The 16,089-nt window shown below is 40.7% G+C and carries 12 protein-coding genes; 3 read left to right on the top strand and 9 right to left on the bottom strand.

The annotated features are described in order from the left end of the window. The first annotated feature begins 4 nt into the window (after positions 1-4). The 3 genes from BacF7301_RS21050 to BacF7301_RS21040 all read left to right on the top strand — a co-directional run bounded on the left by BacF7301_RS21050 (position 5) and on the right by BacF7301_RS21040 (position 3,011). Positions 5-805: an ABC transporter permease gene (locus BacF7301_RS21050; RefSeq protein ID WP_022137161.1), complete on the top strand. Its 801-nt coding sequence runs from the start codon at positions 5-7 to the stop codon at positions 803-805. Next, on the top strand, positions 799-1,590 hold the full coding sequence (locus BacF7301_RS21045; protein WP_167965931.1) for an ABC transporter permease: 792 nt from the start codon (positions 799-801) through the stop codon (positions 1,588-1,590). The genes BacF7301_RS21050 and BacF7301_RS21045 overlap by 7 nt, the downstream gene beginning before the upstream one ends. An 89-nt stretch (positions 1,591-1,679) precedes the next feature. Further along, complete coding sequence (locus tag BacF7301_RS21040) at positions 1,680-3,011, top strand: ABC transporter substrate-binding protein (protein WP_167965929.1); 1,332 nt, start codon at positions 1,680-1,682, stop codon at positions 3,009-3,011. Between the two features lie 79 nt (positions 3,012-3,090). On the opposite strand, the gene BacF7301_RS21035 is transcribed toward BacF7301_RS21040, so the two are convergent. From BacF7301_RS21035 to BacF7301_RS20995, 9 genes are all read right to left on the bottom strand, one after another. Beyond that, complete coding sequence (locus tag BacF7301_RS21035) at positions 3,091-3,783, bottom strand: DNA alkylation repair protein (protein WP_167965927.1); 693 nt, start codon at positions 3,781-3,783, stop codon at positions 3,091-3,093. A 98-nt stretch (positions 3,784-3,881) separates the two neighbouring features. Next, entirely contained in the window at positions 3,882-4,535 is a 654-nt protein-coding gene (locus tag BacF7301_RS21030; RefSeq protein ID WP_167965926.1) for a DUF4840 domain-containing protein, read from the bottom strand. Between the two features lie 175 nt (positions 4,536-4,710). Beyond that, on the bottom strand, positions 4,711-6,402 hold the full coding sequence (locus BacF7301_RS21025; protein ID WP_167965925.1) for a hybrid sensor histidine kinase/response regulator transcription factor: 1,692 nt from the start codon (positions 6,400-6,402) through the stop codon (positions 4,711-4,713). 506 nt (positions 6,403-6,908) lie between these two features. Continuing rightward, entirely contained in the window at positions 6,909-8,480 is a 1,572-nt protein-coding gene (locus tag BacF7301_RS21020) for an ATP-binding protein (RefSeq protein WP_167965923.1), read from the bottom strand. 76 nt (positions 8,481-8,556) lie between these two features. Beyond that, a complete protein-coding gene (locus tag BacF7301_RS21015) occupies positions 8,557-10,122 on the bottom strand; it encodes an ATP-binding protein (protein ID WP_167965921.1) in 1,566 nt (521 codons plus the stop codon). Between the two features lie 595 nt (positions 10,123-10,717). Beyond that, complete coding sequence (locus BacF7301_RS21010) at positions 10,718-11,602, bottom strand: Rpn family recombination-promoting nuclease/putative transposase (protein WP_167965919.1); 885 nt, start codon at positions 11,600-11,602, stop codon at positions 10,718-10,720. Positions 11,603-12,203: 601 nt separating this feature from the next. Next, positions 12,204-13,133: a glycosyl hydrolase family 18 protein gene (locus BacF7301_RS21005; RefSeq protein WP_245208275.1), complete on the bottom strand. Its 930-nt coding sequence runs from the start codon at positions 13,131-13,133 to the stop codon at positions 12,204-12,206. An 83-nt stretch (positions 13,134-13,216) separates the two neighbouring features. Next, complete coding sequence (locus tag BacF7301_RS21000; RefSeq protein WP_167965917.1) at positions 13,217-14,740, bottom strand: BT_3987 domain-containing protein; 1,524 nt, start codon at positions 14,738-14,740, stop codon at positions 13,217-13,219. Positions 14,741-14,761: 21 nt separating this feature from the next. After that, positions 14,762-16,081: a DUF1735 and LamG domain-containing protein gene (locus BacF7301_RS20995; RefSeq protein ID WP_167965915.1), complete on the bottom strand. Its 1,320-nt coding sequence runs from the start codon at positions 16,079-16,081 to the stop codon at positions 14,762-14,764. Positions 16,082-16,089 lie beyond the last annotated feature (8 nt).

The following is a 16,089-nucleotide window of genomic DNA, read 5'->3' as shown; positions in this document are numbered from 1 at the left end:
GGAAGTGAATAAGAGGTTTTTAGTCTTTTTGTCATCACGTAAGAGTTGGACTCTCCCTTACATTATTTTCTCGGCGATCTTTGTGGTCATACCGTTGTTCTTGATTGTCGTGTATGCGTTTACCGACGATAACGGTCATTTGACACTCGCCAATTTTCAGAAGTTCTTCGAGCATCCCGAAGCAATCAATACCTTTGTCTATTCGATAGGTATTGCTATTATCACCACCCTTGTTTGTCTTTTGCTGGGTTATCCCGCAGCTTGGATACTGAGTAACAGTAAGCTGAACCGTTCTAAAACGATGGTTGTCCTGTTTATCCTGCCGATGTGGGTGAATATCCTGGTGCGTACCCTGGCTACGGTTGCCCTATTCGACTTTTTCAGCGTGCCGCTGGGCGAAGGAGCTTTGATATTCGGTATGGTGTACAACTTTATCCCCTTTATGATTTATCCTATCTATAACACGTTGCAGAAGATGGATCATAGTTATATCGAAGCTGCGCAGGACTTGGGAGCCAATCCCGTACAAGTCTTTCTGAAAGCAGTCCTTCCGCTTTCCATGCCGGGGGTGATGAGTGGCATTATGATGGTGTTCATGCCGACTATATCGACTTTCGCCATTGCCGAGCTATTGACGATGAACAATATCAAACTCTTCGGTACGACGATTCAGGAAAATATCAATAACAGTATGTGGAATTATGGTGCGGCGCTTTCACTTATCATGCTGTTGCTGATTGCCGCCACTTCTTTATTCAGCACAGACGATAAGGACAATTCTAACGAAGGGGGTGGGCTATGGTAAAGAAAATATTTGCGCAGGCTTACTTGTGGATATTGCTGTTGTTGCTTTATTCTCCTATCGTTATTATCGTCATCTATTCTTTCACCGAAGCGAAAGTGCTGGGCAACTGGACGGGTTTCTCTACCAAACTTTATACTTCGCTTTTCACTACGGGCACGCATCATTCTTTGATGAATGCATTGATTAATACGATTACTATTGCCTTGCTGGCTGCAACGGCATCTACCTTGCTGGGTAGTGTGGCTGCTATCGGCATCTTTAATCTGAAATCCCGTTCGCGCAAAGCGATTAGTTTTGTGAATAGCATTCCTATTCTGAACGGAGATATCATCACGGGTATTTCGCTTTTCCTTTTGTTCGTTTCTTTGGGAATCACGCAAGGATATACCACCGTAGTGCTTGCCCATATCACTTTCTGCACGCCTTACGTTGTGTTGAGCGTTCTGCCTCGCCTGAAGCAGATGAATCCGAATATCTATGAAGCTGCCCTCGATTTGGGAGCAACTCCCATGCAAGCCTTGTGGAAAGTCATAGTGCCGGAGATTCGTCCGGGAATGATTAGTGGCTTTATGCTTGCATTGACACTGTCTATTGATGATTTTGCCGTGACGGTATTTACCATCGGTAATCAGGGCTTGGAGACGCTCTCTACTTATATTTATGCCGATGCCCGCAAAGGTGGTCTGACACCGGAGCTTCGCCCGCTTTCCGCTATTATTTTTGTTGTGGTGCTGGCGTTGCTTATTGTAATCAATTACCGGGCAGGGAAAGCGAAGAAGAAATAATTATTCAATATGCCAATGCGCTGATATGCTGATTGCATGGCGGCACGTTTTCAGTATTGGTATATTGGCACATTATAAAATTATTAATTATGAAAAGAATAATTCCTGTTATCCTGTTGTTGCTGAGTTTGACGGGATGTTATAATTCTGGCGAGCCTCGCGAACGGGTTCTCAAAATCTATAACTGGGCGGATTATATCGGGGATGGTGTGCTCGAGGATTTTCAAGCATATTATAAGGAACAGACGGGTGAAGATATTCGTATCGTTTATCAGACATTCGACATTAACGAGATAATGTTGACCAAGATTGAGAAAGGTCATGAGGATTTCGACGTGGTTTGCCCTTCGGAATACATTATTGAGCGTATGTTGAAGAAGCACCTGCTTCTGCCTATTGATACGAACTTTGCCCATTCTCCCAACTATATGAACAATGTGGCTCCGTTCATACGGGAGCAGATTAATAAATTGAGCCAGCCGGGTGAAGAAGCCAGCCGTTATGCGGTATGCTATATGTGGGGAACTGCGGGACTCCTTTATAACCGGGCTTATGTTCCTGATTCGGTCGCTGCATCCTGGGATTGTCTTTGGAATAAGAAGTATGCCGGCAAAATCCTGATGAAAGATAGTTACCGCGACGCTTACGGCACGGCTATTATTTATGCGCACGCCAAGGAGCTGGAAGAGGGGACTGTGACGGTGGAAGAACTGATGAACGACTATTCTCCACAGGCTATGGAACTTGCGGAAAAATATCTGAAAGCCCTGAAACCGAATATAGCAGGCTGGGAAGCCGATTTCGGCAAGGAGATGATGACGAAGAACAAGGCTTGGCTGAATATGACCTGGAGCGGTGATGCAATATGGGCGATTGAAGAAGCCAACGCGGTAGGTGTGGAGCTGGATTACGAAGTTCCCAAGGAAGGAAGTAATATATGGTATGACGGTTGGGTGATTCCGAAATATGCAAGGAATCCGGAAGCAGCCAGTTACTTTATCAACTTCATGTGCCGTCCGGACATTGCTCTGAGAAATATGGATTTCTGCGGATATGTAAGTTCGATTGCTACTCCGGAGATTCTGGAAGAGAAGATAGACACGACACTTACCTATTTTTCCGATCTTAGTTATTTCTTCGGACCGGGCGCCGATAGCGTACAGATTGACAAGATACAATATCCCGACCGCAAAGTAGTGGAACGATGCGCTATGATTCGTGACTTCGGCGATAAGACGAAAGAAGTTCTTGATATCTGGTCGCGTATTAAGGGGGATAATTTGGGAGTAGGTATTACTATTCTTATTTTTGTCGTTGTTGCCTTGATGAGCGGCTGGATGATATATAAAAGGTGGCAACGTTACAGTCGTCAGAAACAACAGAGACGAAGAAGCAGAAGAAAAAAAGTAAAGAGGAATTAAAGTTAAGTCTTTTGATACACCATAAAAACAAAGCTCGGTAAGTAAAATATTTGCCGAGCTTTATTTTTATATGATGCCATTATCTCCGTTTCATACTGCGGAGTACGTCTTTTGTCTCCTTGTCTACGCGAAGGGATTCAATCGTTTTCTGCAATGATTTATTATAAGTCCAATTATCCAGCTTGCTCTGTTTTAGATACTCCATTGTCTTTTCGGGGAATTTGATGAAACAGATGGATATCATCCAGGCCATAGCCATACGTGCATAATAAGCATCGTGGCTGAAAGTGTCTGCGTATGCCAGCAATGCGTCAATATGCTCTTCGTCTATATAATGGAAAAGCATTACAATCCCGAAGCGGATTTCGAACTCTTTGGTAGATGCGAGGTAAGGCTGGATAAACTGCCATATAGTTTCTTTTCCTTTTTTCGCGGCAGTTTTCAGTTCGCCGCAAAAGATATCGCATACAGCCCAGTTGTCGATACGTGGAACGAACATGCTTATGTGTTTCATTCGTTCGTCCAGCTCCATTTTAGCTAATCCGATAACCATTCCCTGAAGCATTGTTTCTTCATAAAACTTAGTATCGGTTGCTTCCACGAACATACGCCAGTCGTCTCTCTTTGCGATTTCTTTAGCCAATATCCGCAGTTGCGGAATACGTACGCCGAGGATATTTCCGACTCCGGGGACCAGGGCAGAATGAAACTCCTGATACTTGGAGTCTACTAAATCCTGCAATTCTTTTCGAATGTTTTCTGTTGTTGTCATTTTGTATAGCACGGTTATTTTACAAAGATATAAAAAAAGAGCATGCCTTGCGCGTAGACATGCTCCATTTTGGCTTTTTCTTCCAGCGAAGGTCTGTATTACTTCTTGACCATGCTGAAAGTGAATGTTGTAACGGGGAACTTATTGAGATCCGCTTCTCCGACTTTTACTCCTGTTGCTTTGATAATGAATGCCAGTTTTTTGCCGTCATAAGCGTAAACACCATTCTTTTCAGCTTCAATAGTTACTGTTATAAGAGTTTCAGCCGGTTCTTGCCCTTCTTCTTGTACTTGAGTCGGAGCGGTGAATTTAATTTCCAGTGGTTCAGGTTTTAGTTGCAGTAAGATAGTTGATTTACTTTCATCAAAAGTCGGTGTATAAGGAATGTTGTAGTTGATATCATCCAAGTTTTCAATGATAGCTCCGGCATTTTCTTCACCAACAATGCTTTTAATCAGGTCTTCAACCGGAAGTTTCTTGATCATAATCTGATTGTCTTTTACTTCGGCAGTAACTTCGGCTCCTGCCGGTTCTTCTCCCTCTTCTGCATTTGCCTGGGGACTGACGGGGTCGGATTCTGTCAGCATTGTACCGGAATAATTACCATCAACGTCTTTAAGGGAATATACGGGAATGTCTGAATCGTCGTCACTGCTGCATGCAGTAAAAGAAGTTACTATACTCAGTGCCATTGCAAATAAGACAAAGCGATTAAAACAACAAACTTTTTTCATTTTAGTTAAAGTTTTCATACTGTTTAAATAATTAGATTATTAATTTTCAAAATTAAGGTGTACGTACATAGTGTAAATGCTACGATTAATAAAATACTGCATGAAGAAATAAAAAAGAAAGAATTTTTTGTGTAAATGTTATAATGAAGATCCCTGTTGATGGGATCTTCGACTATATAATTCCGTTTTTGTTTTATTGTTTTTTCGTGATAGACTCGCTTGGCGTTATCCCGAAGTACTCTTTGTACTTATGGCGGAAGTTCTTGAGATTCTTCAAGCCAATCATTTCAGGAAGAACGCTGACAGAGTAATTTCCGCTTTCCAGTAATTCCCGTGCTTTTTCCATACGTATCCGGTAAATCAAATATTTGGGTGCTTCTCCTGTCAGCGCCTTCCATTTAGTGAAGAAAGCGGTTCTGCTCATATATAGCTCCGAGGCGATTTCGTCTATCGTCAGATTTTCTTTATCTATATTTCTTAGAATAAATTCTTTTACCTGATTGATAAGGTCGTAATTGCCTTCATCTAAGATTTCCTCTTCCTCAACTTCCAGAAATTGCTTTCCGAATATTTTCTGCAGGAATGATTTTCTGAGGAAACGGTTGTTTTTGATAAGGACATTCATTTCTATTTTTAAATCTTCAATATGGAAAGGCATATATAAGAATATGTCGGCGAGGGAGCTTTCTCTTTTGCTGCGTTGCCCTATGTCTATGCGTGAACCGTAGAGAATGATTGGGATAACAGAGGTTTCTCCCGATGTTTTTAGCCTCGATGATAGTTCGTTGCCGTACATTCCATGAAGCATGATGTCGCAAATCACTAAATCCGGGTATTCCTCTTTTATACATTCTAAAGCATCCGTGCCGTTTCCGAAGCTTTTTACAATAAAATCCTTAGATAAACGTTCTTCTAGGTACAATCTGAATTCTTTGTTGCTGTCAGCAAGAACGACCACTGGTTTAGCGGAATTTCTCTTTTGTGAGTCCTTGCCGAACAAGGTATCTATTTTTTCTTCTATCGGATTTGATGTAATTTGTATGGCGGTATGTTTGGAGACACTTTCCGGTGAATCTTTTGAAGGGAATTTCAGAGTAATGGAGCGGTTGGAATGATTAATCAGAATCTTGCCATTGCATAATTTTATCAGCTTTTTGCAGAATATATTTTTCGCGAAATTGTATTCGAGTTCTTCTTTTCGTTTGAGCAGTTGCCAGTTTTTGCATTTGTAGCATTGAACTAGCTTCTTGTTTTCGAAATCAGCTATTTTTATTTGCCAGTTTTGAGAATTTGAGGTGATTAGCAGGGTAATTGTTTTTTTTTGCCCGGTATGGTCTATGGCATTTTTTATGAATCTGTCGATGACCGGTGATATTTTACTTTGGTCGAACCAGGCGCTGGCATAACTAAAATCTGTTTTTATATTCAGTTCTACCAGGTTGTTGGCAGCATGTGTTTGTAAAGAATCAATTCTGTTTTTAATGAATATTCCCAATTCGTATTCTGAGGAATCCAGCCTTTCCGAATTTACAAACAATTGCTTTAAATCCATCAATCTGGTTAAATGTACGTTGAGGTAATCTATGTTTTGGATGGCTAATGATAATTCTTGTCTGATATTTTCGAGACAGATATCATTACATGCAATTTTCAATGGAGTATGAACTAATGTAAGCGGAGTACGGATATTTTCGAAAGAGTCTATAAAATATTGATTCCCTTCTTTCAAAAGATTTCTTTCTTTCTGTATCGTAGTGATATGAATTATAATCCAATAAATTGCGATTGCTCCTGCTAGAACTGCTGATGTAAAGTTTAATTGATAAAGAATGAGTATCGCTAGAGCGCTGGAAATGAGGGACGACGTTTGTATTAAGTATTTCATATTAATTTGATTTTTTAGTGACGTCACTCAGATGAAATAGACCCATTTCTTTCGTTTGAGAAAAAAAGAGGAAATTCACTATCCTAATATTTTACATCATTTTTTTTGAGAAATGGTGAATATCCTCTAAGTAACAATATTTAATCAGTCCTATTTGTTGAACACATTGTTCACTGTATGAAAATGCTACGTAGGGGAGCGTATTGTATATTGGGTACTATTGAGGAATAACTCAATAAATACTATTCTGTATTTTTCCATATATAAACTGAAAAAATAATGCAAGGTCAGGTTTTTATAAGAAGGTATGATTAGTCTATTTCTACGAAGTAAAAATAATGATAAGTTCTAATAAGTAGATGCTGCTGTTATCCTTGAATGTTGGATATTTGTGTTATGGTATTAAAAATGCGATAAGTGGTGTGATTTTATTACGTTCTGTTGGCAGAACGTTGTTTGATTTCCTGCAAAATAGCAAAAGAGATGTACCATTTTTCCATTAGGTATCATCCAATCAGCCACTCTCCCAGATTTCGTTTTTCTGCATCGAAAGCGACTCCGACTTTCACCAGCTGCCTGCCGTCGATGGTGTAAGGCAGGAGATAGCCTTTGTCATCAATCTGTTTCAAAGCTTCTTCGGCAGTGCCATGCAGTTTGAATTCGAAAACATAAATGTAGTCTGCTGTCTTTACTACGGCGTCGGCACGTCCTTTGGCGGTACGCACTTCGGCTTGTGTGAATTGTCCCATCAGTTTGAAGACCAGGTAGAATACTACTTGGTAGTGACGTTCCGTTTTCACATTCAGCTCGTAGGGGAAGTCTGCGAAGAAGCAGGTGAGCCGGTTGAGGAAAGCTTCTGTTTCACCCGTCTCCAGTTCATGAACAAATTTCCCGATATAAAAGGATGTATCAGTAGATGTGACAGGAGTGTAGAAAGGTGCTGCAAAGTTGAGGAAACCATACTTCACTTCTTCGTTGGGGAATCCTAACGTATATGTACGAAAACGTTGGTCATAGGCTTTTATTGTCAGATATCCGCTTTGATAAATCATCGGAATGGGATTGCTGATGTTCGCCCTGTCGTCGTTCAATGAGGCGGAAGATACTTCTATGCCGTCCAATTCCCGCAGGTCGAAGTCTGTCCTTTTGAGCATCTCTACCAGAAACGTCGGTGTTCCGCTGGCAAACCAATAATCACCGAAACGTGATTTGGCAAGAGCGCTAAGTACGCTGAACGGATTGTACATGGGAGTAAATCCTTTTTCCGGAGTAAAGCGGTAGCCGTCGTACTGGCGGGTTAGCTGCTCTACAGCCTGTTCGTAAGTTGTTTCCGTCTGCTTTGTCAATGCTTGCAATTCGGGGATAAAAGTCGCTTCGATTTCTGTACGTGTCATGCCGCAGAGAGTGTTGTATTCGAGGTCGAAGCTGATATCATTCAACTGGTTGAGTGTACTGAATATTCCCATCTGTGCAAATTTGGTCACTCCGGTGATAAAGACAAACTGAAGATAAGGATCAGCATCTTTAAGCACTGTATAGAAAGCGGTCAGCGTTTTGCGGAAGTCTTCTTGCAAATCGGGATTATCAAACGTTTGAAGCATGGGCTTGTCATACTCGTCAACAAGCACTACAACACGTCGTCCGCTCTGTTCGTAAGCACGTCGGATGATCGTGGAAAATCGGCCGGAATATGTCATAGTACCTTTATCTACGCCATACGTTGTCTCCCAACTTTCCAGTTGTAACTCAAGCATCTTTTCCAACCGTTCGCGACTGTCATATTTTTCGGCATTCAGACTCAGGTGCAACACAGGATATTCAAACCAGTTCTGTTCCAACTGCTCAATGGCAAGTCCTTCGAATAATTCTTTCTTTCCTTTGAAGTAGGCTTCAAGGGTAGAAAGCAACAGGCTTTTCCCGAAACGTCGGGGACGGCTAAGAAAACAAGGAATACCAGCCTGAACCAAGCGAAACACGAGTGCTGTCTTGTCTACATACATGAATCCTTCGGAACGAAGTTTCTCAAAACTTTGTATCCCTATCGGGAGCTTGCGGAACGTATTAACTGGCGTATTCATAACAACTTTTGTTTTCAATGTAACAAAGATAGATTATCTATGTTTGTAAAGCAAACAATTGAATAAGTAATTTGCATTATCCAATCAGCCACTTTCCCAGATTTCGTTTTTCTGCATCGAAAGCGACTCCGACTTTCACCAGCTGCCTGCCGTCAATGGTAAGGAGATATCCTTTGTCATCGATCTGCTTCAACGCCTCTTCGGCAGTGCCATGCAGTTTGAATTCGAATACATAAATATAGTCTGCTGTCTTTACTACGGCGTCAGCACGTCCTTTGGCGGTACGCACTTCGGCTTGTGTGAATTGTCCCATCAGTTTGAAGACCAGGTAGAATACTACTTGGTAGTGACGTTCCGTTTTCACATTCAGCTCGTAGGGGAAGTCTGCGAAGAAGCAGGTGAGCCGGTTGAGGAAAGCTTCAATGTCGCCGCTGCGTAGTTCGCGTACAGACCTCACTATATAAGGATATATCTTTAAATATGAGAGCGGAGTATATAAAGGTACGGCATAGTGTAGAAAAGAATACCTCACTTCTTCATTGGGAAAGCTGAGAGCATATGTATCAGTATGTTCATAATAAGTCTTAATAGTTAAATATCCGCTCTGATACATTATGGGTATAGGATTATTTATCTCTATCCCACTTTCTTTTAATGAGGCGGACGATACTTCAATGCCGTCCAATTCCCGCAGGTCTAAGTCCGTCCTTTTGAGCATCTCTACCAAGAATGTCGGCGTTCCGCTCGCAAACCAATAATCACCGAAACGTGATTTGGCAAGAGCGCTAAGTACGCTGAAAGGGTTGTACATGGGAGTAAATCCTTTTTCCGGAGTAAAACGGTAGCCGTCATACTGGCGGGCTAGCTGTTCCACAGCCTGTTCGTAAGTTGTTTCCGTCTGCTCTGTCAATGCTTGCAATTCGGGGATAAAAGTCGCTTCGATTTCTGTACGTGTCATGCCGCAGAGAGTGTTGTATTCGAGGTCGAAGCTGATATCATTCAACTGGTTTAGCGTACTGAATATTCCCATCTGTGCAAACTTGGTCACTCCGGTGATAAAGACAAATTGAAGATATGGGTCAGCACTTTTAAGTACTGTATAGAAAGCGGTCAGCGTTTTGCGGAAGTCTTCCTGCAAATCGGGGTTATCGAATGTTTGAAGCATGGGTTTGTCATATTCGTCTACGAGCACAACAACGCGGTGTCCGGTCTGTTCGTAAGCACGCTGAATGATTGTGGAAAAACGTCCGGAATATGTCATAGTACCTTTATCTACGCCATACGTTGTCTCCCAACTTTCCAGTTGCAACTCAAGCATTTTTTCCAACCGTTCGCGACTGTCATATTTTTCGGCATTAAGGTCGAGGTGCAACACAGGATATTCAAACCAATTCTGCTCCAACTGCTCGATGGCGAGCCCTTCGAATAATTCTTTCTTTCCTTTGAAGTAAGCTTCAAGGGTAGAGAGCAACAGACTTTTTCCGAAACGTCGGGGACGACTGAGGAAGTATAGCTTCCCTTTTGTGACGAGACGGTAGATTAAAGCTGTTTTATCTACATATAGATATCCTTCCGAACGGAGAAATTCGAAACTTTGTATCCCTATTGGGAGCTTGCGGAACGTATTAACTGGCGTACTCATAACAACTTTCGTATTTAATACGAACAATACTATAGACAAAGGTAACAAACATCTGTATACTATACAATAAAAACTAGTAATATTGGTAGTATGAATCTATGCATACTTTCATGAAATCATCAGGTTGATTTAAAGAAATCAATAGCATGAATTAATAGATTCAGGCTTTCTATTAGCTACTTTATGCGCATGATTTAGTCTGTTGCTGTTGAGCAACTGCCGGGATGCACAAGTGTGTTAGGCTTGTTACACAAGTCTGTTCGGATAGATGCACAAGTGTAACTGTATTGTTGTTTTTATTATCTGATAAGTACTATAAAAAAGTGCAGTTTTCTTCCGATACAAAGTGAAAAGACTATAGATGATTTTTGTAAACTTATAGAAAATAAGGGCTTTTTATGGTCTAAGATGTTGATTAATAGTGCTGTGACATTTTTGTTTTCCCCCGTATAATACTTAAAATAAGAACAAAAATGTCACAGCGTTAAAAGTTGGAAATGTTTCACTTCTTCATTAGGAGATATATTAAAACAAGAGTCGTGTGAGAAAATCATACGACTCTTGTTTATAATTCAATATATAGGCTTTTGATTGTTTATAACTTTTCAATTTCCTCTAGTGATAGTCCGGTAGCTTTATGGATGGCGGACATATCGATTCCCATTGTCTTTAGGTTTCGGGCTATCCCGATTCGTTCTTCTTCACGTCCTTTTTCTAAACCTTTTCCCAGTCCTTCTTTCAGTCCTTCTTTTCGTGCCGTATTCACAGCATTCACTATATCCCGATACGCTTTTACGCTATCCTCATATTCTCTCAACTGTTTTGGGGTGAAACGGGCTATTGAAGCGGCTTCGAACAAACGGTTGAATATTCGTTCCTGTAATGCAGTCGGGCGTTCCAGCAGGCGTGATAGGTTTTTCAGGACGAAAGCCCATTTCTCGAACAATGTTTCCAGTTCATGTTCTGTCTTGGTGAACTTTGGGAGTTCCAGATAAATGAATGTAAGTTTGTCGTAGAATACTTTTTTTGTATTTACGTCCATCAACTTAACCTCGTGGTGGAAATATTCCTTTGAGTTCTTGTCTTCGTCGAACACAAAATTGAGTATTCCTACTGTATAGACCGCTTCTAGACTGTAATCCCAATCTCCCCGTTTAGCCTGTTCGCGGATGGGGAAGGTAGAGTAATATACACTGCGGTCTTTGAAAAATTGCTGGAATACATTCTGCATTTCAACAATGAACCTTTCACCGCTTTCCGTCTCACAATACACGTCAAAGATGGCGCGGCGGTCTTCTTTACGAATGCCTAGTTGCTCGCTGTTGAGGTAAGTCAGGTCTTTGATGGTATGCGTTCCATGGAAAATCGCATTCAGAAAGCCGATTAACAGTTCTTTGTTCATTGGCGTTCCGAAAAGGTATTTAAATCCGAAATCGGTTCGTGGGTCAATATATAGTTCCTGCAATTCATTTACTGGCATATGCGTGAGATTTAAATGATTATAGAACAAAGATAATCGTTTTAATTTGATATTTGTTCACTAAACTGAAGAATTGTTGCTTCATACATTTAAAATAACGATTGTTGCAGATACAGTTATTTTATACGGATGATATAGTCTGCTGTTGAGTGATATGGGCAGGATTGTGAAAAGTGCAGTTTTCTTCTGATAAAAAGTGAAAAGACTATAGATGATTTTTGTAAACTTATAGAAAATGAGGGGCTTTTTATAGCCTAAGGTGTTGATTATTAGCGCTGCCACATTTTTGTTTTTCCCCGTATATTACTTAAAATGAAGACAAAAATGTGGCAGTGCTTAAAGGTAGAAATCTTCGGTTGCTACTACTCTTATTTTTGGCTCGAAACTTTCCCACCAGTTAATCATATGAGCGTTGGAAGAGTTAGTAGCTTCCGAATTTGTTTTAGTGTTATCAAATGAGCATAGTGAATATCGTTTCTGTAGATTATATGATTTTCCGTGTATTTTCTCTTTTTTACGTTGAAAAAGAGAAGATACACGGAGATTTCATTTAGTGTCTTTAAAAAAAGACATGACTTAATACAATGTAATGCTATATCTATTACCAGTCTTTTGAATAAGATTGTCCATCATAAGTGACACTAGAACCAAATGCTTTTGAAGCAATTGTATTCAGTGTAGATTGTGCGCTCGTGTCTCTTAAGTCATAGAGACAAATAGCTCCCATACCATCTGTTGCTGTTTGAGCGGCATATTTTCCGACATAGTAAGATGAGTTGTAGGCATTTAAATTGATGGCATAAGCAGCCCATTTAGCTTTTGTCATTCCAAATGCCGGATAACTGTCATAAGAACCGAAGAAAGCATTCATTCCATAATTAATCTTGTCTGCGACAGAAGACAGTTCAGAAGCATAACCATAGTTAAATACGGTGATCCATTTGTCAGCCGGCATTTTGTCACGGAGAGCAGTAATCAGTTTTGAGAAAGAACCGGTACTTCCTGACGGATAACCATTTTTTCCATATTCTGCCCATTCGTCGTCAAAATCAATACCATCCAGGCCGTAAGTGTTTACCGCATTTGCCAGTTGAGTAGCAAAGCTTTCTACTTGTGCGTCTGTCATGTTGGCTACGCCTAATCCGGTATGGTCACCCAAGATAGACAACAAAACTTTAATACCTTTGGCCTGCAATGGCTCAATATATTTGGCTTTACCGGATAATACTGCTTGTACATTCGGGTTGTTGTAAAGAACTACATTATCTCCGTTTCCCCGGATATTGGCTGCGAAGATAATAGCGGCATCAAAGAATGAAGCATCATTCATCGTGTATGAACCTGCATTGAGAGGATTGATATCATTCACCTCGATGTAAACGATGTTCTTGATACCAGTTGCTGTTCTAGTTGTTACAGCTTGAGCATTTGATTGCTCGTTGTTTACCAATTCTTCTTCATTAGAGCATGCTCCAAAAAGAAAACCACCTGCTAGCAATAATGTGCCAGTCATTGAAATAAAGTTTTTCATAATTAAAACAATTTAAAATGTTAATAAATGTAAGTAATAACAATTATATATCTGCGCATGATAATAATTTCTTCTTTTTTATTTTACCAATCTTTGGGACATAAATCAGAATGAATGTCTAAGTAACCTCCTTTTCCTAACCCTGGCACTAGTTCTGGATTAATACCTTGCAGTACATCATAATTAATCAATGCTCCCCATAGCAGATAGGTAGCTCCTTGTGTTTCTACTCCGGCTACTACTTTTGCAATGGAGTTCACGACGAATACATTAGCCAAATCCATATATCCAGCATCTAAAATATTGTCGAATATACTACCCTCCATTAGTTCGCCCTCTTCTTGAGACAAACTCTTTAAGGTTGAAGTGAGCGCTCCGAATTTCGTTTGCTCTAATCCTGCTATTTTCCATTGTGAATCATCTCCAAAAGGATTATCTTCACGCCATGGATTCACTAATCTATTGAACTGATTCGTCCATGCGTAATCTACAATTTTTCCTAATTCGATGCCATTTTGACTTTGGTCTAACCCGCTCGCGGACTCTTCTGTCATCGCATAAGTAATCAACTTATCGTCAATCGCCTGTCTTAAAGCAGTGACGAAATTGCATAAGTTTGCAGCACTGGGAAGATTGTCTCCTTCTTTTTTATAAGAGAAATCTTCATCGTAGAGATTCACTCCGTCCAGACCGTAAATCTCAAGACATTTGCGTATGTCATAAACCAGTTTTTGACTTTGAGTAGCATTCAGATTGGAGAATCCGATACCTTGTCCATCACCTTTTATAGTCAGACAAACTTTATGTCCTTGTGCTTGTAATGGCATAATATATTTTTTTGCATGACCCAGTACATAAGAAATATCTTTGTTATATGATATTTCAGGCATGCTTCCGGATTGATCGTATTTCACAGTTGCCGTAAGCAGGTTGATGACACTGAATGCATGTACATAGCTTAAATGCGGTTCTCTACCTAACTTGTAGAACAACTTATTGGCAATCAGTGGATTCATGTTCTCTGTATCAATATATCCTATGTGAGTAAAGACCAGTGGCTCAGTTGTATATTCCGCCGGTGCGAATTCATCCCATACATTGATGCGATAGTAGATAGTCTGATAACTGTCTGATACGGCCGGATTACTGGAAGTACCTTTCACAATCAATGGCAAAAGATAAATGGCAGAGGCCAGATTTTTATCATACGTAAACTCCAAATGTGCTTTTGATGATTCTTGCTTACCTTTTTCCAGTTTCAATTGCTCGTTAGTGAGAATTACATCACCTGGAAATGGAGTATAATTAGTACCGTTTTTTCCATTATATGCACCGACAAGTGTTTTGTCTATGCCGACCGTGTAAGTTATTGTCTGTTCCGCCGGCTTTGTTAATGTCAGCATACATTCGTCGGATACATTTTTATGATCCATTTCCAGTAAGGGATTATCCTCTGCATAGTTGGCACTTCGTAGCACGCCTAATGTGAGATCTATTCCTCCCGTTTCGGGGAATGTTCCTCCATCGGTTATTATGTCATTGTTCTCGCAGCTTGCTACGAATGCCATAGCTGCCAGAAACATTGTAAGTTTAAGTATCTGTTTCATAATTCCTTGTTCTTTAAGGGTTTATTTGTTGAGCTGGGGCACTTCGATGCCTGATGGCCATACTTCACTTTCTTTCAATTCGTATATATCAGTTCCTTCTGCGTTTTTCCAATAAGGCACGATGAGCGCATCATTCTTATAGCGTGAATGATCTTTGATGCTAAAACCTTCTCCATCATTGAATTTCCAATAGGCTACGAGGTGTTCATCGTTTTCGGGTTCGGCAATGTCATACATGTTTTTCCAGATTTCATCCTGAGTCCGAGCTACGTTCCAAATACGACATTCGCATATTTCACCATTCAACTGGCGACTGATGTCATTTCGTTCGCCATAGGAGCGTCCGATATAGAACAGGAAGTCACCTCCTGAGCCGTCTTCTTTTGGTAGCTTTTTGTCTCCTAAGCTGACGGTCTGTATTTTATCGCTGCCAAATTCGGTACTTCTGCTTTGTTCTTGTCCGTTGACGTAGAATATAATTGTTTTGTTGGGTATGTCATAAGTCAACGCAATATGATACCATTCTCCGGGGGCGAGCAGCTTGCTTTTGTTGGCTGTCGGAAATTTACTTCCATCGGGACCTTGGAATTGTAATTGTTGGCGGGGGAAACTGGCGTCCCCTAAGCGAAAACACATATATTGTTCGATACCCATAATGCTGGAAATATCTGTGCTTTCGTCGAAGCTATTGACACGTATAATAGCCTCGTAAGTGACTGAGGTGAGATTGTTGACGCAAGTCGCTGTGGGCTGTCCGTCTTGGGGAACGTAGAAGTTGGGAACAGTAACATATGCATTTTTTAAGTTGGCTGCCGTGGTTACGGCACTACTTCGTTTTACCAGATACCAAAGAGTGCGGGAGCCTTCGAGTATGTCCGCACCGTTGGAACTGCTAATAGTGAGCGGACACAAATAGGTGGCATCAATATCCAACTGGTCTAATTCTTTAAATAGAATGTCTACAGGGTTCGAAGTCACTTTCCCGGCAGGGATGGTGATGTTGGACGTACTAAGTTGATAGTGCTGTACCGGCAAAGCTGCGTATTGTGTACCATACTTTTCGTTATACACATTAATAAGTTCAGGCTCTATGGCAAAGGTTACTGTTATGTCCGTTCCGGCAGGGTAGGCTAGCTGTGCGGAGAATTGCTTATTCTGCTTGCTGACTGTTCTATTAAAGGTGATGCTGCTGGTAGTGGCTTCGGAAGCAACATCCAGATAGACATTATTGTCGAAGGGAGCCTTATTACTGTAATCTGTATTGTCGCAACCCACAATTAACAGCAGGGCAGTCACAGGTATGGCAACTTTAGTTATAATTTGCTTAAAATTCTTTTTCATGATTCAAC

The organism is Bacteroides faecium (genome assembly GCF_012113595.1).
In the GTDB taxonomy this organism is placed as follows: Bacteria; Bacteroidota; Bacteroidia; order Bacteroidales; family Bacteroidaceae; genus Bacteroides; species Bacteroides faecium.
This window is presented reverse-complemented; position numbering and strand designations above follow the sequence as displayed.